The following is a 20,568-nucleotide window of genomic DNA, read 5'->3' as shown; positions in this document are numbered from 1 at the left end:
CAGTTATTCATACGAAGGAAGTAAGATGCTTTTGCCAGATTCAAGCTTTACAAAAAACCTATATCAATCGTCATTTGAACAATGAGTCGTCAGCTGTTTGTTGCTCTGGATGGGCCCAAGGGAGCCGGTAAAACCACACTGTTGGAAGCCATTACGAAAGTACTAAGGGCAGACAACAAGAAGGTGATCCGACTTTGCGAGAAAAAAAGCGATCCCTACAGGGGGGAAACAATGGCCCTTGTTAACCAGCTCGCCAGAAATCCCAACCTGGATTTGGAATTGGAGGTCTGTAAGCGCTTTGCTGATAGCCGTGCATGGATTTCCCGGCACGTGCTGACTAAACAGCCGCCGGACAGCATTATCCTGATGGATCGCTGGTATCCCTCGGATGCCGCGTTTCGTCGGATGGTTCCATTTGCAGAGATTTTACAGCTTAACATTGAACGAAACGTGCGAACGCCAGACCTGCATGTCGGGGTTGTTACTGCGCCAGATATTTCATGGGCGAGGGCCGCGGCCAGGCCACGTGGGCTAAGCAGTACGGTGATTCATAAGCTGGAAGAGCATGTTGCTTGTACCCGCGCGTTCGAGCGGGAAATTGCAAATCGCGGCTGGTTTTTATGCCGTAATGAAGGAATGATCGAAGACGCAACGATGCAGGTGATTTCTGAGATCCACAGAGTGCTGGGATACCCATAGTCATTCGTATACCGCTCGAAAGCTCTGACGCTATACCTTCAACGCCGTTAACGCGGCATCGTTATGGATAAAATCTGATTCTGTCAGAGATTCAATAATACCAAACGGCAAAAGACCCGCCTAAGTCTCCTTAAGCGGGTCTTTCGAATTTGGCTCCTCTGACTGGACTCGAACCAGTGACATACGGATTAACAGTCCGCCGTTCTACCGACTGAACTACAGAGGAATTGTCTGAACGGGGCGCATCATATCCAGCCACCCAGAATGTGTCAACGCTAAATTCGCCTATTCGGTGCGACTGCTCAGCATCTGAGCAAAGCGGGCTGGATTATGGGGCTTCTGCGCCATTTTCAGCCTGAAGCCGCTGTAAACGTGCGAGAGGATCCTGCTTATAGAAGCGGCTAAAATGCTGGTACATCACCGGAAAACGGTTGGCCAGCAGTTCGGGCGCACTGAAAAAGTACTCCGACAGCACCGCGAAACACTCAGCCGGATCGGTCGCCGCGTAGGCGTCCATACTGGCGGCCTCTTCGCCGACCATGTCGATCTCGTCCTGCAGGTTTTCCATCGCGGCGTGCAGGTCATGTTCCCAGGCGGCGATATCGCGTAGCGGGATCGGCGGGATACCGGTGGCACTGCCGCCGTTGCGCATGTCCAGCTTGTGTACCGCTTCGTGGATCACCAGGTTAAAGCCGGAGAGATCAAAAGAGTCCTGCACATCCTGCCAGTTGAGCACTATGGGCCCTTGTTCCCAACTTTGGCCGGATTGCACCACCGGCCCGGAGTGCACCAGGCCGAAGTCGTCCTGCCATTCATCTTCCACAACAAACGGCGTAGGGTAGAGCAGGATCTCATTGAAACCGTCAAGGCACTCGGCGCCCAGTTCCAGCACCGGCAAAGCGAACAACAGGGCAATACGCGCCTGCATTTGCGAGGTCAGCACCAGCCCTTGCAACGGGACAATACTTTTTTGCTGCAAGATCTGCCCGGCAACGACGATCAGCCGTTGTTGTTCCCGCTCATCCAGCGGAGAGAGCAGGGGAATTGCCAATGCGTCCTGCCACTGGGCAAGCGTCTCCGCCTGCGGTTGATGCGTTTTCCACGGCCATTTAATCATCACGTTGCTCGTAAAGTCGTCACTTGAACATTCGGCTGGAGGCTAACCCTGTAAAAATGCCGCAAAAAGGGGCATGATAGCAAGCACTAGAAGGAGAGATGCCGGAGCGGCTGAACGGACCAGTCTCGAAAACTGGAGTAGGGGCAACTCTACCGGGGGTTCAAATCCCCCTCTCTCCGCCATTATTCAATCACTTAGATAAAATTCTTTCAACGATCCCCGTCACAGATAGCCCTTCACAGCATCACCGAATTCCACCGCTGCCAGTAAGAATGACCGGCTTATTTTTCCGTAACGCGAAACTCCTTGCGATATAAAGACGGCGACGTCTTGAACTGCCGCTGAAAATGCCTGCGCATTGACAACGCAGTGGCGAAACCTGCGGCCTGCGCAATGCGCTCGACGGGCTGGTCGGTTTTCTCCAGAAAACGTTGCGCCATCGCCAGCCGCTGATTCAGCAACCACGGCATGACGCTGGTGCCGGTAGTTTGCTGAAAGCGCCGGGTAAAGCTGCGGCGACTCATGCAGGCTTTGTCCGCCAGTGCATCCAGCGTCAGCGGTTGCTGCAGATTTTCCGTTGCCCAACTCAGCGTTTGCATGAAACGGTCACCGCCCACAGTGTTATACACCGGTTGCTCGATAAACTGTGCCTGGCCGCCCTGACGGTGTGGCGGCACCACCAATTGCCTGGCCACCGCGTTGGCGCTCTCCGCACCACAGTGCTTGCGTACCAGGTGCAGGCAGCAGTCGATGCTGGCGGCGGTGCCGGCGGAAGTGACAATATCGCCGTCATCCACGTACAGCACATTCTGGTCTATCGACACCTGGGGATATCGTCGCAGAAAATCCGCCATCCATTGCCAATGGGTGGTTGCCGGACGGCCGTTGAGTAAGCCGGCCGCCGCCAGAACGAAGCTTCCGACACACAGGCCGACCAGGGTAGCACCACGCGCATGGGCGTCTAGCAGGGCGTCGATAAGTTGTGGTGATGGCGGGACTTCGGGATTGCACCAACTGGGTACTATCACCATATCGGCTTGCGCCAACGCCGCTAATCCATGATCTGCCACTATCGAGAAACCAGCGTTGGTCTTTAATGGGCCGGGTTCGGTGGCGCAAATCAACAGCTGATAGGCCGGTTCCCCGTTGCTGTTCAGTGCCTTCTCAAACACCGCACAGGGCACCGAAAGGTGAAACGGGATGATGTTGTTAAAAACTACGATACCCACTTTAAGTGGCGCCATACTGCTTCCTTTTTATTATTAACCCTATGTGGACGATTTGGCCCGATGATATCGCTTTTGGTTATTAGACTACCTGTTGCCATATCACTGCAACCTGCAGAATTGAACCCGACCACAGCAGGAAACGACGTGCTGTTTTGTTGTTCTCTCAAGGATAAACCAAAATGAAAAAACTGATTTCCGGTACTGCACTGGCACTCTCGATGGCCACCTCCAGCCTGGGTTTTGCCGATGATAAGCAAAGGGCACCTACCATTCGTACCATGAGCGGTGCGCAGGCAAGTACATCTTTACCGGTTAACGCTACAGCGCTATTGGTGATTGATTTTCAGAATGAATACTTCATCGGCAAGATGCCCATCCCCGACGGAAATAAAGCGCTGATGAACACGCAACGGTTGGTCAGTTTCGCCCATCAGCACAAGATGCCGGTGTTTTTTATTCGACATATTGGCCCGGCAAATGGGCCGTTGTTTGCCGAAGGTAGCAAGTTCGCCGAGTTCCATCCGGATCTGCAGCCGTCCGGCATTGATCGGGTGATCACCAAAGCCACCCCCAGTTCATTTGTGGGCACCGATCTGGATAAGCAACTTAAGCAGGCGGGTATCAAGAAGCTGCTAGTGAGTGGGTTGATGACTCATATGTGCGTCTCTTCAACGGCGCGCGATGCGGTGCCGTTGGGCTATGAGGTGATTATTCCCGAGGATGCCACCGCCACCCGCGATCTGGCTACCTGGGATAACCAAATTGTGAATCACGCCGTGCTGCAACGCGCTGCGCTGGCCGGGGTAGCCGATGTGTTTGCTGAAATCAAAACCACCGATCAGGTCTTGGCGCTGCCGGTGAATTAAGCGGTTTTCGAGGAAGCAGGCCACCGGCCACTTTGCAATATTTCACGGCTCGCCTAAGCTGATTTCAACCATCACTTTTTTATGGGTAATCACTATGTTGACTGTGTTACGCACTTCAGTTTTGGGCGCTGCGGCCTTGTTATTCCTCGTGGGCTGCCAGCAAAAGGCACATCAGCCGCCGCCACCACTGCAAGTACAGTTGGAAAAGCTTTCTACCATGCTGGCTGGTAGTCACTTCCTGCGGCAAAACTGTCACCGTTCGGACATCCCGGATGACGTTAAATTGCAACGTACCGCGATGCGCGTGGCGGAACATCGGGGCTGGGACACCCAGGCAGCGGGTTATCAGCAGTTGCCGGCACTGGCTCAGGCTCGTTATCTGGCCATACTGGAGGATCGTCAGTTGCTGACGGACAAATGTGCCGCGCTGAACAATCGTACTGCAAACTTTGTTGCCGCAGCCAAGTCCGATCAGGAAGACTACATGGAGTAGTCCCCGTATGCACGGGCGCGGCATGCGGCGCCCGTCATCCCCCAATCCACCTCTGCGTTTAAAATATTCTTTGCAGGATAAGCATCTGTCGCTCATTATTTGAAATGTTGTTTCACTTTTATCCCATGAGCCGATCTTGAAGCCATATACCGCCTTGCGTCAGCGAGTAGAAAATACCCCCTGGTACCCAAAACGCAAAAGTTATCGCGTCCTGTTTTGGCGTGAAATCACGCCGCTGGCGGTGCCGATCTTTATGGAGAACGCCTGCGTTCTGCTGATGGGAGTGCTGAGCACCTTTCTGGTGAGCTGGATCGGTAAAGAGGCGATGGCCGGGGTCGGGCTGGCGGACAGCTTCAACATGGTGATTATCTCCTTCTTCGCCGCGGTGGATCTGGGCACCACGGTGGTGGTGGCCTTCAGCCTGGGCAAGCGCGATCGCAAAAGAGCACGCTCGGCGGCACGCCAGTCGCTGGTGTTGATGACGCTGGTGGCGCTGGTGCTGGCGGTGGGCATCCATTTTGCCGGCGAGCAGATTATTGATGTGATCGCCGGTGCCGCCACGCCGCAGGTGAAAGCATTGGCGCTTTCTTATCTGCAAACAACGGTCTGGAGCTATCCGGCGGCGGCCATTGCGCTGATTGGCAGCGGTGCGTTGCGCGGGGCCGGGAACACCAAGATCCCGCTGCTGATCAACGGCGGCATGAATATCCTGAATATCATCATCAGCAGCATCCTGATTTATGGCATGTTGGGTTGGCATGGGTTGGGCTTTGTCGGTGCCGGATTGGGGCTGACCATTTCCCGCTATATCGGCGCGATAGCGATTATCTACGTGCTGATGATCGGCTTTAACCCGGCGTTGCATATCACGCTGAAAAGTTATTTTAGTCCATTGAAGCTGGCCATCTTGTGGGAAGTGTTGGGGATTGGCATCCCCGCCAGCATTGAGTCGGTGTTGTTCAACGGCGGTAAGTTGCTGACCCAAATGTTCGTCGCCGGTATGGGTACCAACGTTATCGCCGGTAATTTTATCGCTTTCTCTGTCGCTTCATTGATCAACTTGCCGGGCAACGCCCTGGGGTCTGCATCGACCATTATTGTCGGGAAACGTCTGGGTAAAGGGCAGATAGCCCAGGCGGAACGGCAGTTGCGGCACATCTTCTGGCTGGCGACGATTGGACTGACGGTGATCGCCTGGGGCACGGCGCCGCTGGCGGGAATGTTCGCCTCGTTTTATACGCAACAAGATGATGTGAAGGAGGTGGTGAAGGTGCTGCTCTGGCTCAACGCCGCCTTTATGCCCATCTGGGCCGCTTCCTGGGTGCTGCCCGCCGGTTTGAAAGGCGCGCGCGACGCTCGTTTCGCCATGTGGGTGTCGATGCTGGGCATGTGGGGTTGCCGCGTGGTGGCCGGCTATACGCTGGGCATTGTGCTGGGGATGGGCGTGGTCGGCGTCTGGTTAGGGATGTTTATGGATTGGGCGGTGCGCGGTGCGTTGTTTTATTGGCGTATGGTCAGCGGACGTTGGCTATGGAAATATCCGCGGCTAAAACAGCCTGATGTGGCGGAAAAATACCCATCCGATATCTGATGCGAAAGGCCCGGTTCAGCCAAGGAACCGGGCATCAAGCGATGAATATTCAGCCTTTGATATTGACGTCACTGCAGCTATAAAAACCTTCGCCAACTGGGTCTATGCGCTGCCAACGAACGTAGAGCACATGTTTGCCGGTATAGTTTTTCGCATCGACGGCGAATTTATATTGCTGGTTCACCGGAGTCACGTTTTCAACTTTGCCTAACAGCTCAAGATCGCTCCATTTTAATTCGGCTTTTTCAGCATCGTAATCGGCTTTGGAAATATAAACTTCAAAGAAGCTTGGATCATGCGTTGCCGTTGCATCATAAACAATATCGATTTTACCATTTGCATTTTTCTGGATATCGCTAGTGCGCCAAGGGGCTTTAACGTCCAACCCTGACTTGTCATTCCAGACTTTGTCTCTGTCATCCCATTCGGTACCCACGTTCCCCGCAGAGCAGAGCTGCCCATCGGGTATCGCGGCCTTAACGGCGGCGGGGTTGTTGTAATCGGCGACGTTTTTGGAGACTTCGTTCCATTGCCTGAATTGATAGTTAGACTGTTCAATCAGGTTAACTTCTTGCTTGCTGCTATTTTTATTGCCTTCTTTTTTCGGTGAAACAAAGCCGGGCTTGTTAAGATATTTATTGTAAATGTATTGATATGCCGCCCGGCAATCACTCTCTTTTATACCTGAACCGTCCGCCGGCCAATAAAACCCGCCTTCTTTAAAACATTGGTATTGGCGTGAAATAGGGGTAGCGACAGAACCGTGTCTAAGCTGTGCCGAAGCCTGCTCTTTGGTAGTGGAAACTTGCTCCTGAGCCAATGCGGCGGTGGAAAATAATGAACATGAGGCTAATACCAAAAGGGTTTTCTTTAATAACATTGAAGTTGTTCCTCTATGATTTAAACCCGTCATAATTGAGGCTGCATCTGTATCGTCTTGATGCAACGCCAAATATTGGGCGTAACGGCAAGTGGATAAATGAGTCGATAAACGTTTAGGTAACAGCACTAAAAAAATACTTAAGTATTATTGCTGATATCTCGATAAAATTAGTGATATTCATCACAATAATGTGAGATGGTGAGATTTAATTAATTAACTTATTGAATGCTTCACAAGGTGAAGAGAAAAGTTTCTTCTCTGAACATCGCTCTCAGAGACCGATAGCGAGTGGGGGGAAGGGTCAACGATGTGATGGCTTAACCTTTGTGGCAAGGCGGGGCGTTGTCCGGTTGATTTTCCTGCCGCCATTGGGCCGGTGATACGCCGTGGACCTGTTTGAAGGCTTTAGAAAAATGCAGTTGGTTTTCATAGCCGACCGAGATCCCCACCACTTTTATCGCCGTCCGGCTGTTACGCAGCAGGCTGGTGGCGAGCGTCATGCGAAAGTTAAGCAAGTACTCCTTTGGCCCGATACCGTAAGCTCCCTTGAACAATCGGCACAGGTAACTGCGGTTGATATTGCAGTAGGCGGCCAGGCGCTCAATGGTCAGGTGTTCGTGGTAACGGTTTTCAATCAGTTTGACCGCTTTGTGCAGATGTTGCGTCTTGTCGCTGGGGTGTTCATCGCTGCCCTGTAGCGCATTGTCGATCAACGCAGAAAAAAACAGATAGCTCAGGCCGAGGGTCTTCAATCGATGTTCATCATCATGGCTAACGAGCTGTCGCAGGTAGCTCAGGGCCTGGGGAGTCTCGTCAGTCTTGCGGGGGCGATAAATCGGGAACTGGCGGCTCAGGCGGCACTCTTCGAAAATCTTGCCGGCCACCAGTCCGTCGACCTCCAGCCACATGTAATGCCAGGGATCTTTTTTATCGGCGCGATAGGTGGTTACGTCGTGCGGATGGATCAAAAAACCTTCACCAGCAACGACTGGAAATGCACCGTATTCGCTGTGCAGTACGCCGGTTCCGCTTATCACATAATGAAATAGATAGTGCTGCCGCACCGCCGGGCCGAAGCTGTGCCCTTTGTCGCAGTTCTCCTCACCATATTGGTACAGATTCAGCTCAATATTGTCGGTGCGGTTTAGGGTGAAACTCTTATGCATCAGGCGATGTCCTGGTTTTCTTGTCCACGCTAACAGTGTAGCGGCCATGCGTTAGGTGGGTAAACGCCAAATCCAGACCTGGCTCACAGTTTTTGCGCTGCGTCGTTTTTCGCCATAATGAGGTCACATTCATCCATATCCGGCTTAGGGATTGCAGGGTAATTTCAGCCTATCGAAAACCAGTGCAGCGGAGAAATACGATGATTAAAGTAACTTTTATGGGCGCAGGCAGCACCATCTTCGCCAAGAACGTACTCGGCGATATCATGGCAACGCCGGCATTGAAAGAGGTGGATATCGCGCTGTACGACATTGATAGCGCCCGTCTCAATGAATCTTTCGCCATGCTCAGCAATATCAATCGCAATATTAACGCCGGCAGGGCGAAGATCACTCCCTACCTCGGGGTGGAAAATCGTCGTTCGGCGTTGAAAAATGCCAATTATGTGGTTAACGCCATCCAGGTTGGCGGTTACGATCCTTGCACTATCACCGATTTCACCATTGCTAAAAAGTATGGCCTGCAGCAAACCATTGCCGATACCCTGGGGATAGGCGGCATCTTCCGTGCGCTGCGCACCATTCCGGTGATGTTTGACTTCGCCAGGGATATTGAAGCGGTATGTCCGGATGCCTGGCTGCTGAATTACACCAACCCGATGGCGGCCTTAACCGGCGCCATGCTGCGCCATACCGAAGTGAAAACGGTGGGGTTGTGTCACAGTGTGCAGGTCTGTGCAGAGACGCTGCTGAAAAGCGTGGATATGCCTACCGATGATGTCCAGTTCCACATCGCAGGCATTAACCATATGGCCTGGTTGCTGGACGTTCGTCGCCATGGCGAGGATCTGTACCCGGAAATCAAGCGTCGCGCCAATGCGCTGCAGGGCAAGCACGACGATATGGTGCGCCATGAAATCATGAAAACCTTTGGCTATTACGTCACCGAGTCTTCGGAACATAACGCCGAGTACATGCCTTATTGGATCAAGCGTAACTATCCTGAATTGATTGAGCGCTTCAATATTCCGCTGGACGAGTACCCGCGCCGCTGTGTTGAGCAGATCGAACAATGGCAACAGCGCAAGCTGGCGCTGACTAATGACGCCAACCTGACTCATACCCGCACTCATGAGTATGCGTCTTATATTATTGAAGCGATGGAAACCGATCGCCCGTACAAGATTGGTGGCAATGTGCTCAACAGCGGTTTAATTACCAACCTGCCTGCCGAAGCCTGCGTTGAAGTGCCTTGTCTGGTGGATGGGCAGGGCATCTCGCCCTGTTACGTCGGTCATTTACCGGAGCAACTGGCGGCGCTCAACCGCACCAATATCAATACCCAACTGCTGACTATCGAAGCCGCGGTAACCCATAAACGCGAAGCGATTTACCACGCGGCACTGCTGGATCCGCATACTTCAGCCGAGCTTTCGATTGATGATATCCGTAAACTCTGCGATGAACTGATTGAGGCCCACGGTAACTGGCTTCCCGCCTACCACTGATCGCCAAACTAACTGTATTACCTCCTCAAAACGCACAAGGCGCGGGGCTTCCTGCGCCGTCATAAATGGGATGGTGAGCCATGTTTTATTTAAAGAACAAGAACTTTTGGATCTTCGGTGCCTTCTGTTTTTTCTATTTCTTTATCATGGGGGCGGTGCTGCCGTTCTTCCCGATCTGGTTGCATGACGTCAACCAACTCGACCAGCAACAAACCGGTTTGGTATTCGCCTGTATGGCGCTGTTTGCGCTGGTGTTCCAACCGATTTTTGGTTTTGTCACCGACAAATTTGGCCTGAAGAAACACCTGTTGTGGATGATCATTTTCCTGCTGCTGTTTCTGGCGCCGCTGTTTATTTATGTCTTCTCGCCGCTGCTGCAAACCAACTTTGTGCTCGGGGCGCTCTTGTGCGGGATTTACCTGGGGTTGGTGTGCAGCGGAGGCTCGCCGGCAATTGAAGCCTATATCGAGAAGGTGAGCCGCCGCAGCCAGTTTGAGTATGGTCGTGCCCGGCTGTTTGGCTGTATCGGCTGGGCGATTTGCGCGTCGATCGTTGGCTATATGTTTACCATCAACAACCAGTTTGCGTTTTGGCTGGCGTCGAGTTTTGCACTGGTGTTGGCCGGCCTGCTTTATATGTTCAAACCTGAGCAAAACAACACGCTGGCGGTGGCGGACGGGTTGGCGCTGAACCATAAACCGATCAAGTTGAAAGCGGCGTTGAGCCTGCTGAAAATGCGCAAGTTTTGGTGCCTGGTGATGTATATCGTCGGGGTGGCCTGCGTGTACGACGTGTTCGATCAGCAGTTCGCCAACTTCTTCACTTCGTTTTTCAGCGATCGACATGCCGGGACTCAGGCGTTTGGCTATGTCACCACGCTGGGTGAGTTCCTCAACGCTTTTATCATGTTCTTTGCGCCATTGATCATCAACCGCATTGGCGGCAAGAACGCGCTGCTGATTGCCGGGGTGATTATGTCGGTGCGGATTATCGGTTCGTCTCAGGCTGACTCGGTGACTGCGGTGATTTTCCTCAAAACCCTGCATATGTTTGAGGTGCCGTTCCTGCTGGTGGGCATTTTCAAATACATTACCACCCAGTTTAATGTGAATCTTTCCGCATCGATTTACCTGTGGGGTTTCTGCTTCTTCAAGCAGCTATCGGCTATCGGCATGTCCTATGCGGCGGGCCTGATGTACGTCAACTACGGTTTCAAAACCTCGTATCTGATTCTCGGATGCATTGCCTTGCTGTTTACCCTGATCTCGGCCTTTGCCCTGAGCGGCAAGGTCGCGGTGGTAAAACAAGAGACTGTGCTGCCGGTGGCGGCGAATTAATCAATACAGTAATGTCATGAGGCTAAAGAACAACAATGTCAGGGCGATGATAAACCCGGTTTGCAGCGTTTTGCGCAGCAGGCGGCCCTGGCCCCAGCGGGTAGTGCTCAGGCGGTTGTCGATCGCAAACAGCGCCGGCACCATCAGCAGCAGATAAACCAGCATCAGCATGGCGGTCAAAGGTTGTTGGCTCATGCAAAAACCTCCATACCGGTAGGGATGGGTGAGGCGATAACGATTTTTTGTCTGCTGCGGTGTTGAATCATATGTCTCCAAAGAGGGCCGCCCGGAGGCGGCCGTCAGTTCACTGCCTGTCATATCGAGATGATTGTCGGCCACTGCCGGGGCCAACGCAGTTATAATATTGCGAATGATAATCATTATCAACATATAATGTGAAATTTATTGTGGGAAAGGGCGGTCTGGCGTGAAAAGTTTTTACGGGGTGTTTACGGTGACAGAGCACGCCAGGCGGCGTGCTCTGTGATAGGTCTATCCTCGACGATTATTTCTCATCTGGCAGTGCGTAAGCAACGATATAGTCGCCCAGTTTGGTGCCGAACGAGCCATGGCCGCCGGCGGAAATCACCACGTACTGCTTGCCGTTGACCTCATAGGTCATTGGCGTCGCCTGGCCACCGGCCGGCAGCCGCGCTTCCCACAGTTTTTCACCGTTGGTCACGCTGAAGGCACGCAGGTAGTTGTCCGCCGTTGCGCCAATGAAGAACACATTCCCGGCGGTTGAGACCGGTCCGCCCAACATCGGCATCCCCATTTTGAACGGTAACGGCAGCGGTGAACTGTCGCGCACGGTACCAATGCGTTTTTTCCACACGATGTCGTTGGTTTTCAGGTCCACGGCAGAAATATAACCCCAGGCAGGCTGTTTGCACGGCAGGCCAAGTGGCGACAGGAACGGGTTCAGGGTCACGCCGAACGGTACGCCGTATTGTGGTTGCACACCGGCTTCGGTACCGCTGCCGCCTTTATCGCCGACCGGCGGCTCGATTGGGTTGCCTGGGCCACGTGGGATCAGTTTTGACACAAACGGCAGCGCGATAGGGTTGGCGATGGCCACCTGACGGTCAGTATCGACAGACAGGCCACCCCATTCGAACATGCCAAGGTTACCCGGGAACACCAACGTGCCCTGTTCGGAAGGCGGGGTGAAGGTGCCCTCGTAACGCAGGCTGTGGAACATCACCCGGCAAACCAGTTGGTCATAAATGGTGGCGCCCCACATATCCGCGCCGGTCAGTTTCTTCTCAGGGCGGAAAGTCAGCTCAGAGAAAGGCTGAGTCGGTGACAGGCGGTCGCCCTTGGCCGGGCCTTGCGGAACCGGTTTTTCCGGTGCAGGAACCACCAACTCACCGTTGGTACGGTTAAGAACGAAAATGTTACCGGTCTTGGTCGGTACATAAATCACCGGCACCTTGTTGCCGCTCTTGTCGGTGATATCCGCCAGCGTCGGCTGGGCCGGTACGTCCATATCCCACAGGTCGTGGTGCACCGTTTGATAGAACCACACCAGTTTACCGGTAGAAGCGTTCAATGCCAGCAGGCCGCTGGCGTAGCGCTCCATGTTTGGCGTGCGATCGCCGCCCCAGATATCCGGAGTGGTCACCCCCATTGGCAGGTAAACGATATCCAGCTTGGCATCGTAGGCTGAAGGCGCCCAGGAGTTTGGCGAGTTCGGCGTGAAGTGATGTTCATCCGCCGGAATGGCGTTGGGATCATCTGCACCCGGATCAAACGCCCACAGCAGTTTACCGCTGTTGACGTCAAAACCGCGGATCACGCCCGAAGGTTCGCGATTGGAGTAGTTATCGGTCACCGCACCGGCAATGACAATCACCTTATCGGTGATCACCGGTGGTGAAGTCGGCTCATAATGACCCGGAGTGGCATATGGCATATTGCTTTGCAGATTGAGTTCACCGTTATTGGCGAAGTCGGCGCAAGGCTTGCCGGTCTCGGCATCCAAAGCAAACAGGCGGCCATCATTCACCGGCAGGATAATGCGGCGTGCGCACTGTGCCGGCGAGGCGTCGGTGGCGTTGCCTGCGGCGGCAGGGGTCTCATGATAAGAAACGCCACGGCAGGTGATGTGCTGGAAGGTTGGGTTGAACTTCAACTGAGGATCAAACTGCCACTTTTGCTTACCGGTGGCCGCGTCCAGCGCGAACAGTTTCTGGTGTGGGGTACACAGATAGAGCGTGTCGCGGATTTTAATCGGGGTCACTTCGTTGGTGATTTCCCCCGGATCGTTGGCGGTTTTCAGGTCGCCGGTCTGGAAGGTCCAGGCTTCCTTGAGCTGACCGACATTCTTGTCGTTGATCTGGCTCAGTGGGGAATAACGCGTACCTTCCTGAGTACGTCCATAGGCCGGCCAATCGGCGTCTGAGGCCTGAGGGGCAACCTTCACCTGGGCCGGTTCAAGGGTGCCGTTGATCTCTTGCGGATCGTTAAACACCGCATAGGCCAGTACTGCGACGGTAAACACCAGCGCGATACTCAGTGCGCTGTAGGCCAACTTGCCGCTGGCAATCAGCTTGTGATAGATAAACGGCAATACCAGCCACAGGCCGAAGAAGAAGGTGACGTCCAGACGTGGCGTCAGTGCCCAGAAGTCCGGGCCGACCTCCCACAGTGCCCAAATTGTGGTGCCGAGTAAAAATACGGCATACAGCAGCAGGGCAGTGGCGCGGCGGCGAGCCAACAGCCAGGCGGTAACCAGCAACACCAGGCCGGCGATGATGTAATACAGCGAACCGCCGAGCTTGGCCAGCCAGATGCCGCCTCCCAGCAGATAGAGTCCGCTCAGCGCGGCAAATAATGCCGTGATGATGATGAGCGGCGACAATGATGCTTTATTTTGCATAGTATTATCCTTACCAAAATGAAAAGTCCCCGATTTAGAGATTAAGCCATATCCAAAAAAACACGCGGTTTCTCCCTAAAAATCCATCCCGTGCGTTCGGCAAACCCTCTCCAGCGCCAAGGCTAAAAGGCAGTGGCAGTTAAAATGGTGAGGCTGGTTTTGGCTTATTGAAAAACTCTGTCATTGGGGACGAAAGTAAAAAAACACTGCATCGGGCGTAGCGTTTTGCCCCTTCATTGAGAGGCTGGCGACCGCTCCGCCTGAAGCGCGGCTAGGTTACTCCAATTGTTACTCTTTCGTTGCATACCTTGTGCTGTTTCGACGATTTTTTGTTGGCTTTATGAATGGAAATTAGATTTTCAGGCTTGCCGTGGGTAGCGCAGTGCCTCGACAAACAGCGCAAAGGCGGTGGTGTGCTGCCTGCGGCTGGGATAATAGAGGTGATAGCCGGGGAACCGTGGGCACCATTCGTCGAGCACCTGGACCAAACGGCCGTCGGCTAGCTCATCGGTGACGCTGTCTTGCGGGACAAAGGCGATGCCGAAGCCGAGCCTCGCCGCGTCAATGCGTTGGCGCAGACTGTTAAAGGTTAGCTGGCCGTCGACCCGAACCTTAATTTCGCGCCCGTCCTTTTCGAACTCCCAGGCGTAGAGACCGCCCATGGTGGGTAAGCGCATGTTGATGCAACGATGGTTTTGCAGTTCCTGTGGGGTGGTTGGCGTGCCGTATTGTTCAAAATAAGCGGGGGAGGCGATGGGGATCAGGCGCATATCCGCTGCGATACGCACCGCAACCATATCCTTGGCGACCTGTTCACCCAGACGAATTCCGGCATCAAAACGGCCGCTGACGATATCGGTCAGGGTGTTATCCAAGGTGATCTCGACATTGATATCCGGGTAGTCCGCCAGAAATGTCTTCAACACCGGCCACAGCACCGAGTCGACGGCATGTTCGCCGGCGGTGATGCGGATGTTGCCCGCCGGACGTGCCCGCATTTCACTTAATGCGTTCAGCTCGGTTTCAATCTCGGTAAAACGCGGACCGATGCTGTTGAGCAGTCTTTCACCGGCTTCGGTAGGAGCCACGCGGCGGGTGGTTCGGGTCAATAAACGCAGTTCCAGCCGTTCTTCCAGCCCCCTGATGGCATGACTCAAGGCCGATTGGGAAACGCCAAGTTTCGCTGCCGCTTTGGTGAAGCTACGCTCGCGGGCGACCATCAGAAACGAAATTAAATCGTTAAAGTTTTCTTTTAACATCCCGGCCTCGCCGTATGGGCAGAATTAATGACGATATTCTAGCCGTTTGCGATGACCACCGACAATTAATGAATTCAGCTCATAGCTCCTTGCGCATTTTGCCATCTAGTCCTGATGCCGGAGCGACGTTATCTTTGGTCTTTCGCGCCACCCTTATCGGGAGATAAATGAATGAAATATTTTGCAGCCACAGCCCTTTCTATGTCGATGGCGATTTCCGGCAGTGCCGGGGCGGAAACTCCGGAGTTGGAAGAGCGGGTTAAAAGCGTTTCACCGGCATTGGCCCAATTTCAGCGTGGCACATTACAGGGCGATCTTTGGCAGCGTCCGGAGCTTTCGCCACGCGACCGCAGCGTGATCACTGTCGCAGCGGTTATCGCCCGTAACCAAAGCGCGTTGATGGCAGCGCAATTCAACCAGGCATTGGACAACGGCGTAAAAGCCGCTGAATTGTCGGAGATTATCACCCATCTGGCTTTCTATACCGGCTGGGGTAATGCCATGGCGGCAGTGGCGGTTGCCCGTGAGGTTTTTCAACGGCGCGGCATTAATGCTGCCGAATTGCCGGCGGCGGATCCCCAACGGCTGCCGCTGGATGAAGCGGCGGAACAGCTGCGGGCCAGTGCGGTAGAAAACGCGGTCGGCAGTGAGCAGTTCCCTGGGCTGGTTGCCTACACCTCGGACGTGCTGTTTCACGATCTTTGGCTCCGGCCGGCACTGGCACCCCGCGATCGCAGTTTGGTTACGGTGAGCGCACTGGTAGCTAACGGGCAGGTGGCGCAAATGACCTTCCATCTCAACAAGGCAATGGATAACGGCCTGACCCAGCAACAGGCTGGCGAGGTTATTGCTCATCTGGCGTTCTATGTCGGTTGGCCCAACGCCATGTCCGCCGTACCTGTTGCCAAAGAGGTGTTTGCCAAGCGCGCCTCTTCATCAGCCGTCACCCGTTAGGAATTACCCAGTGAAGTGGCTGGCAGCCTCTACAATTATTCTGTCCCTATTAGCGTCGGCTACTTTGGCCGAAACGGAGCAACAAATGAAAATTCAACGCAGCGGTTCCCAACCCTCCCGTCCGGGCCCAGAAGACTATTTTACCGGTAAGGTGCGGATCGATGCGCCGTTTGCCGGCAGTGAGCCGGCCCGCGTAGGCGGTGCTACCGTGACCTTCGAGCCAGGTGCGCGCACAGCCTGGCACACCCATCCGCTCGGCCAGACGTTGATCGTCACCCAGGGGCGCGGTTGGATCCAGGTGTGGGGCGAGGAGATCCAGGAAATGAACCAGGGCGATATCGTCTGGATCCCGGAAGACGTCAAACACTGGCACGGCGCGACGCCGGAGACGGCCATGACCCACATTGCCATCGCTGAATCATTAAACGGCAGCCCGGTGGATTGGCTGGAGCAGGTCAGCGACGCGCAGTACCAAAAATAATGGCTGCGCTACGATGATGTCTGACTTTCCTGATAGGATCGGTTACCGGGTATCTGCAGGGTTAGCGACGGATTGGCCAGCGATGGCACAACAGCCCACTCACGACCCGGTGGCTGGTTTTCATTTACCTTGGATATGCCGACTGTCGGTCTTAATCCAATAAGGTAAATACCATGAACCATTGTCCTGATATATCTACGTTGCGGACCCTCATACCGGCTGCTGTCGGAGAGCTGGTTGAGGTGACCTCCTATTATTCCAATTGGAATGCTCCAGTGACGCTTCCGGATGGTGGCGGCTTATTCAGTGCTATTCAGTCGTCAACGCTGACTGATGACGGGGGGATGTATATCAAATCTACCGGCAATTGGGTCTGGGTAAGGGTTTTGGATATCTCAGGTACCGTTACTCCCGCGATGTATGGGGCGCGTGGCGATAATGTTGCCGACGATACTCTACCGCTTACCACATGTTTTCTTTCCCCTTACGCCGTGATTTGCCGAGCTGGTGCCACTTATCTGACGTCTGATACGGTCAGAATCAAAGATGGCCGCACGTCGCGTAAAACCATCAATTTAAATGGTGCCACGATCAAGGCCAAAACGGGCCATGTGAAACCGATGTTCGCCAATGAAACATCGACAGCAGAAGCTTATGACTATCTTCATGGCGTTGAAATGTTCGGCGGGAAGCTGATGGGGGTAGCCAACCGCGACAGTGTTTACAATTCGGTGAAAAGTCATGTTGGTTATTCTGGCGCTGACGGTAGCTATTTCCACCATATGCAACTGAGTGGTTTTAACGACGGATTCAGCCTCCAGGGGCGGTCGATGGCACACGACATTATTGTGGATGAATGCCGTGATGATTTTTTCGCCACCTATAATGACAGTAATGTGATCTCCGATGTTATTTGTGGTTATTGCCTCGGCGATGGATTTTTAGTTAAGGGAAATAATAACAATGTGACTAATATTCGCATGAAGGGGGCGGGTATTCCTTCGGACAAGCCTGAGGCTGGTTATCTTTCCGGCGCAGTGTTAAGTGTTGCGCAAGATAAAGATATGGGAAGTAATAATTATATCTCGAATATTCAGTGCGGTCAGTGGGGGAGTGGGATAGCTATTTTATCCGGTAGCAATAATACCTGTATTAACATTCAGGCCGGGGACTGCTATTTTTTAAACAACCCAACCAGTAGCGCGATCAAAAATCGTGCTTGCGCGGTTTATGTTTCAGGGACAGGGCAGGTTGTCCGCAATGTGGCTGCCGGAGCCTGCCTCAGTGGCGTTGAGCTACATGACGGTTCTGAAGACAACTTAATCGATGGTATTTCTCTGCGCTCCTGTTTTCACAGTTTCGCGTTAACCGCATCAGGCCAGCAGAGCCGTTGCCGCATTGGTCGCCTGGATATTGGAAAAGTCGATAGTGCGGACAGTATTTATATCCGAATGCCACAGTTGGTAATCGACGAGATTAACGTGCTTGAATTTTCAGCTGCTTATACTTCTGGCTCTGCAATTTGTCGAATTTTGGAACCTTGCTCGATTCGTCGCTTGAGTTTTGCTCACGGGTTGCCTGAGGGTGTGCTGCCAATTGTTCTACTGGCAGCCGATTGTGATATTGACGAATTGATTATTAAAGAGACGAAGGCCGTTTGCCTGGTCACTACGGCCACTACTATCAAAGTTCCGCGCAATCTGACCATAGAACAAAGCAGTGAGGCGATTGATTCGCCTGTGAAGTTGATGGGCGCTGGGCAAAGTGTGGCCGGAAACTGGAGTATAAAAGGGAAAAACAGTGTGTTACCTGCATTGCGCGGGCCGGATGTGCATCTGACCTTAGGCCAGTACACGGGTTTACCATGGTATATTGATACGCCATTATCATCGGACGTACGTATTAGTAAACCGGTTGGCGGTAACTACAGCAAGGCCACTACTGCGGTGGCTCAGGGCGGGTTTACGCTGAAAACGGGAAGTGGACAGGCAAGCGCTGCGGAGTTGGCATTAGCCTGGGATGGGACGCGGATCCATGTTGCTCTCGGTGGCCAGGACATTGGCTTTCTAACGCCACAGGACTACAGCTGATCTTTTTCCCGATCGCTGCACATCAATCGTTGTTTTATTAGTCCTTGCCCTGCATGCGATGCTGCAGGGCTTTTTAGTTTATGTCAGTCCTGTTGCTCACAAAACCGCAGTCGATTACCGAAGGGATCGGCGATGTTCAGCTCTTTTCCCCAGTCGACAGTTTCAACCCCCGGCCTGGCATAGCGATACTGCCTGGCCGAAAGCTCGGCGTGCAGTGCGTCGATATCCTGGGTGGGAATGAATAGGGCGGAACCCGGCGTGCTGTCACCGTGGTGTTCGCTGAGGTGAAGCGTCAGGCCGGAGCGGGTGATCTGCATATACAGCGGCAGGTCTTCACTGAAACGGTGCTCCCAATCCAGCGTGAAACCGAGAAAATCCAGATAAAACTCCCTGGCCTTTTCAACCGAGAAGATGCGAAGAATGGGGATAGCGGCGGAGAATTCCATTGTTGACCTCATTAAAATCATTGGCCCGCGCCGTGCGGGCCATATAAAGACATCGGGTGATTAGTTCCCCAGCCCACCGAGGCACAGGTACTTAATCTCAAGATAATCCTCGATACCGTATTTTGACCCCTCACGGCCCAACCCGGAGTTTTTAACCCCGCCAAAGGGGGCGACTTCGGTGGAAATCAGCCCTTCATTAATGCCGACGATGCCGTATTCCAGCGCCTCGGCGACGCGCATGACCCGGCCAATATCCCGGCTGTAGAAGTACGAGGCCAGGCCAAACGGCGTGTCATTGGCCAGCTCAATGGCTTCGGCTTCGCTATTGAAACGGATCAGCGGTGCTACCGGGCCAAAGGTCTCTTCATGGAAGATTTTGGCCTGTCGTGGTACGTCGGTCAGAATGGTCGGCGTAAAGAAATTATTGCCCAGCGCATGGGGTTTGCCTCCCAGCAGAACCTTGGCACCCAACTGCACCGCGTCGGCGATATGCTCGTTGACCTTTTCCACGGCGGCCGGGTTAATTAACGGGCCGATAGTCACTCCGTCGTCCAGGCCGTTGCCGACCTTAAGCTTTTCTACCGCCGCCTTCAGTTTTTCGGCGAAAGCGTCGTAGATGCCGTCCTGAACCAGAAAACGGTTGGTACACACGCAGGTCTGGCCGGCATTGCGGTATTTGGAAGCGACTGCGCCTGTTACGGCGGCGTCCAGGTCGGCATCGTCAAACACGATAAACGGCGCGTTGCCGCCCAGTTCCATACTGGTCTTTTTGATGGTCGGGGCACACTGTGCCAGCAGTTGCGCACCGACCTCGGTGCTGCCGGTGAAGGAGAGCTTACGTACGTCCGGGTTGGCGGTCAATTCCGCCCCTATGGCCTGGCTCGGGCCAGTGATAACGTTGCAGACGCCGGCCGGTAAGCCCGCACGCTCGGCCAGCACGGCGATGGCCAGTGCAGAGAAGGGAGTTTGGCTGGCGGGGCGGATCACCCCGGTACAGCCCGCAGCCCAGCCGGGGCCTGCTTTACGGGTGATCATCGCCGCCGGGAAATTCCACGGCGTAATGGCAGCAAATACCCCAATCGGCTCTTTCTGCACGATAATGCGGCGTCCTGCCTGGGGCTGCGGAATGGTGTCGCCGTAGACGCGTTTGCCTTCTTCGGCAAACCATTCGATAAAGGACGCCGCGTAGGCAATCTCACCCCGGCTTTCAGCCAGCGGCTTGCCCTGTTCTGCGGTCATGATCAGCGCCAAATCGTCCTGATTCTCCATCATCAACTCGAACAGGCGGCGCAGTTTGCCGGCACGTTCTTTGGCGGTCAATGCGCGCCAGGCCGGCTGGGCCTTTTTCGCGGCAGCGATCGCCAGTGCGGTTTCCCTGGCACCGAACGCCGGCACCTGACCGACCCGTTCGCCGGTGGCAGGATTGTGGATCTTGATGCTCTGGTCGCCTTTGATCGGCAGCCATTGCCCATCGATATAGTTGGCCTCGCGGAACAGCGCAGGATCTTTGAGAGTGGCAGAGAAGTGATTGCTCATCGGTTTTCTTCCTTTTTCAGAATTCAACACAG

The 20,568-nt window shown here is 54.0% G+C and carries 18 protein-coding genes and 2 tRNA genes; 10 read left to right on the top strand and 10 right to left on the bottom strand.

The features are described from left to right. Positions 1-81 precede the first annotated feature (81 nt). A complete protein-coding gene (locus SERS4_RS0116645; protein WP_017893340.1) occupies positions 82-699 on the top strand; it encodes a dTMP kinase in 618 nt (205 codons plus the stop codon). Positions 700-849: 150 nt separating this feature from the next. Here the strand turns inward: SERS4_RS0116645 and SERS4_RS0116640 are convergent. After that, positions 850-925, bottom strand: a tRNA-Asn gene (locus tag SERS4_RS0116640). Positions 926-1,027: 102 nt separating this feature from the next. After that, entirely contained in the window at positions 1,028-1,816 is a 789-nt protein-coding gene (gene mtfA / locus SERS4_RS0116635; RefSeq protein WP_017893339.1) for a DgsA anti-repressor MtfA, read from the bottom strand. 92 nt (positions 1,817-1,908) lie between these two features. Here mtfA and SERS4_RS0116630 point away from each other — a divergent pair. After that, positions 1,909-1,998: transfer RNA gene (locus SERS4_RS0116630), tRNA-Ser, on the top strand. A gap of 99 nt (positions 1,999-2,097) precedes the next feature. On the opposite strand, the gene SERS4_RS0116625 is transcribed toward SERS4_RS0116630, so the two are convergent. Then, a complete protein-coding gene (locus tag SERS4_RS0116625; RefSeq protein ID WP_017893338.1) occupies positions 2,098-3,060 on the bottom strand; it encodes a GlxA family transcriptional regulator in 963 nt (320 codons plus the stop codon). A gap of 164 nt (positions 3,061-3,224) precedes the next feature. On the opposite strand from SERS4_RS0116625, the gene SERS4_RS0116620 reads away from it, so the two are divergent. From SERS4_RS0116620 to SERS4_RS0116610, 3 genes are all read left to right on the top strand, one after another. Continuing rightward, entirely contained in the window at positions 3,225-3,911 is a 687-nt protein-coding gene (locus SERS4_RS0116620; RefSeq protein WP_017893337.1) for a cysteine hydrolase family protein, read from the top strand. A gap of 94 nt (positions 3,912-4,005) precedes the next feature. Beyond that, positions 4,006-4,404 carry a type II secretion system pilot lipoprotein GspS gene (gene gspS, locus SERS4_RS0116615; protein WP_012145827.1) on the top strand — a complete coding sequence of 133 codons (399 nt, stop codon included), beginning with the start codon at positions 4,006-4,008 and terminating at the stop codon, positions 4,402-4,404. A 136-nt stretch (positions 4,405-4,540) separates the two neighbouring features. Beyond that, positions 4,541-5,995, top strand: coding sequence for an EmmdR/YeeO family multidrug/toxin efflux MATE transporter (locus SERS4_RS0116610; protein WP_017893336.1), 1,455 nt, complete (start codon positions 4,541-4,543; stop codon positions 5,993-5,995). Positions 5,996-6,044: 49 nt separating this feature from the next. On the opposite strand, the gene SERS4_RS0116605 is transcribed toward SERS4_RS0116610, so the two are convergent. Then, positions 6,045-6,875 carry a lytic polysaccharide monooxygenase gene (locus tag SERS4_RS0116605; RefSeq protein WP_017893335.1) on the bottom strand — a complete coding sequence of 277 codons (831 nt, stop codon included), beginning with the start codon at positions 6,873-6,875 and terminating at the stop codon, positions 6,045-6,047. A gap of 320 nt (positions 6,876-7,195) precedes the next feature. Further along, positions 7,196-8,044, bottom strand: coding sequence for an AraC family transcriptional regulator (locus SERS4_RS0116600; RefSeq protein ID WP_017893334.1), 849 nt, complete (start codon positions 8,042-8,044; stop codon positions 7,196-7,198). A 200-nt stretch (positions 8,045-8,244) separates the two neighbouring features. On the opposite strand from SERS4_RS0116600, the gene SERS4_RS0116595 reads away from it, so the two are divergent. Next, positions 8,245-9,552: an alpha-glucosidase/alpha-galactosidase gene (locus tag SERS4_RS0116595; protein ID WP_012145823.1), complete on the top strand. Its 1,308-nt coding sequence runs from the start codon at positions 8,245-8,247 to the stop codon at positions 9,550-9,552. An 80-nt stretch (positions 9,553-9,632) separates the two neighbouring features. Then, complete coding sequence (locus SERS4_RS0116590) at positions 9,633-10,889, top strand: MFS transporter (protein WP_017893333.1); 1,257 nt, start codon at positions 9,633-9,635, stop codon at positions 10,887-10,889. On the opposite strand, the gene SERS4_RS0116585 is transcribed toward SERS4_RS0116590, so the two are convergent. The 3 genes from SERS4_RS0116585 to SERS4_RS0116575 form a co-directional block, all read right to left on the bottom strand. After that, positions 10,890-11,084: a hypothetical protein gene (locus tag SERS4_RS0116585; protein ID WP_017893332.1), complete on the bottom strand. Its 195-nt coding sequence runs from the start codon at positions 11,082-11,084 to the stop codon at positions 10,890-10,892. Positions 11,085-11,394: 310 nt separating this feature from the next. Beyond that, positions 11,395-13,770, bottom strand: a complete 2,376-nt coding sequence (locus tag SERS4_RS0116580; protein WP_012145820.1) for a glucose/quinate/shikimate family membrane-bound PQQ-dependent dehydrogenase — start codon at positions 13,768-13,770, stop codon at positions 11,395-11,397. Between the two features lie 359 nt (positions 13,771-14,129). Next, on the bottom strand, positions 14,130-15,029 hold the full coding sequence (locus SERS4_RS0116575; RefSeq protein WP_017893331.1) for a LysR family transcriptional regulator: 900 nt from the start codon (positions 15,027-15,029) through the stop codon (positions 14,130-14,132). Positions 15,030-15,200: 171 nt separating this feature from the next. Between SERS4_RS0116575 and SERS4_RS0116570 the strand changes: the two genes are divergently transcribed. From SERS4_RS0116570 to SERS4_RS0116560, 3 genes are all read left to right on the top strand, one after another. Then, on the top strand, positions 15,201-15,983 hold the full coding sequence (locus tag SERS4_RS0116570) for a carboxymuconolactone decarboxylase family protein (RefSeq protein WP_037410431.1): 783 nt from the start codon (positions 15,201-15,203) through the stop codon (positions 15,981-15,983). A gap of 85 nt (positions 15,984-16,068) precedes the next feature. Further along, on the top strand, positions 16,069-16,464 hold the full coding sequence (locus SERS4_RS0116565) for a cupin domain-containing protein (RefSeq protein ID WP_017893329.1): 396 nt from the start codon (positions 16,069-16,071) through the stop codon (positions 16,462-16,464). Between the two features lie 173 nt (positions 16,465-16,637). Beyond that, positions 16,638-18,554, top strand: a complete 1,917-nt coding sequence (locus SERS4_RS0116560; protein ID WP_017893328.1) for a hypothetical protein — start codon at positions 16,638-16,640, stop codon at positions 18,552-18,554. 83 nt (positions 18,555-18,637) lie between these two features. Here the strand turns inward: SERS4_RS0116560 and SERS4_RS0116555 are convergent, their stop codons facing one another. After that, positions 18,638-19,000 (bottom strand): glyoxalase superfamily protein, encoded by a 363-nt coding sequence (locus SERS4_RS0116555; RefSeq protein ID WP_017893327.1) that lies wholly within the window; start codon positions 18,998-19,000, stop codon positions 18,638-18,640. Positions 19,001-19,060: 60 nt separating this feature from the next. Beyond that, positions 19,061-20,536, bottom strand: a complete 1,476-nt coding sequence (gabD, locus tag SERS4_RS0116550) for an NADP-dependent succinate-semialdehyde dehydrogenase (protein ID WP_017893326.1) — start codon at positions 20,534-20,536, stop codon at positions 19,061-19,063. Between the last annotated feature and the right edge of the window lie 32 nt (positions 20,537-20,568).

The organism is Serratia sp. S4, from assembly GCF_000347995.1.
Taxonomy (GTDB): domain Bacteria; phylum Pseudomonadota; class Gammaproteobacteria; order Enterobacterales; family Enterobacteriaceae; genus Serratia; species Serratia quinivorans.
Note: the sequence above shows the minus strand (reverse complement) of the source record. Positions and strands in the feature narration are given on the sequence as shown.

Excerpts from the sequence above, each read along its gene's own strand:
- SERS4_RS0116645 (WP_017893340.1), top strand. The coding sequence starts at position 82 with ATGAGTCGTCAGCTGTTTGTTGCTCTGGATGGGCCCAAGGGAGCCGGT.
- mtfA (WP_017893339.1), bottom strand. The coding sequence starts at position 1,816 with ATGATTAAATGGCCGTGGAAAACGCATCAACCGCAGGCGGAGACGCTT.
- SERS4_RS0116625 (WP_017893338.1), bottom strand. The coding sequence starts at position 3,060 with ATGGCGCCACTTAAAGTGGGTATCGTAGTTTTTAACAACATCATCCCG.
- SERS4_RS0116620 (WP_017893337.1), top strand. The coding sequence starts at position 3,225 with ATGAAAAAACTGATTTCCGGTACTGCACTGGCACTCTCGATGGCCACC.
- gspS (WP_012145827.1), top strand. The coding sequence starts at position 4,006 with ATGTTGACTGTGTTACGCACTTCAGTTTTGGGCGCTGCGGCCTTGTTA.
- SERS4_RS0116605 (WP_017893335.1), bottom strand. The coding sequence starts at position 6,875 with ATGTTATTAAAGAAAACCCTTTTGGTATTAGCCTCATGTTCATTATTT.
- SERS4_RS0116600 (WP_017893334.1), bottom strand. The coding sequence starts at position 8,044 with ATGCATAAGAGTTTCACCCTAAACCGCACCGACAATATTGAGCTGAAT.
- SERS4_RS0116595 (WP_012145823.1), top strand. The coding sequence starts at position 8,245 with ATGATTAAAGTAACTTTTATGGGCGCAGGCAGCACCATCTTCGCCAAG.
- SERS4_RS0116590 (WP_017893333.1), top strand. The coding sequence starts at position 9,633 with ATGTTTTATTTAAAGAACAAGAACTTTTGGATCTTCGGTGCCTTCTGT.
- SERS4_RS0116585 (WP_017893332.1), bottom strand. The coding sequence starts at position 11,084 with ATGAGCCAACAACCTTTGACCGCCATGCTGATGCTGGTTTATCTGCTG.
- SERS4_RS0116580 (WP_012145820.1), bottom strand. The coding sequence starts at position 13,770 with ATGCAAAATAAAGCATCATTGTCGCCGCTCATCATCATCACGGCATTA.
- SERS4_RS0116575 (WP_017893331.1), bottom strand. The coding sequence starts at position 15,029 with ATGTTAAAAGAAAACTTTAACGATTTAATTTCGTTTCTGATGGTCGCC.
- SERS4_RS0116570 (WP_037410431.1), top strand. The coding sequence starts at position 15,201 with ATGAAATATTTTGCAGCCACAGCCCTTTCTATGTCGATGGCGATTTCC.
- SERS4_RS0116565 (WP_017893329.1), top strand. The coding sequence starts at position 16,069 with ATGAAAATTCAACGCAGCGGTTCCCAACCCTCCCGTCCGGGCCCAGAA.
- SERS4_RS0116560 (WP_017893328.1), top strand. The coding sequence starts at position 16,638 with ATGAACCATTGTCCTGATATATCTACGTTGCGGACCCTCATACCGGCT.
- SERS4_RS0116555 (WP_017893327.1), bottom strand. The coding sequence starts at position 19,000 with ATGGAATTCTCCGCCGCTATCCCCATTCTTCGCATCTTCTCGGTTGAA.
- gabD (WP_017893326.1), bottom strand. The coding sequence starts at position 20,536 with ATGAGCAATCACTTCTCTGCCACTCTCAAAGATCCTGCGCTGTTCCGC.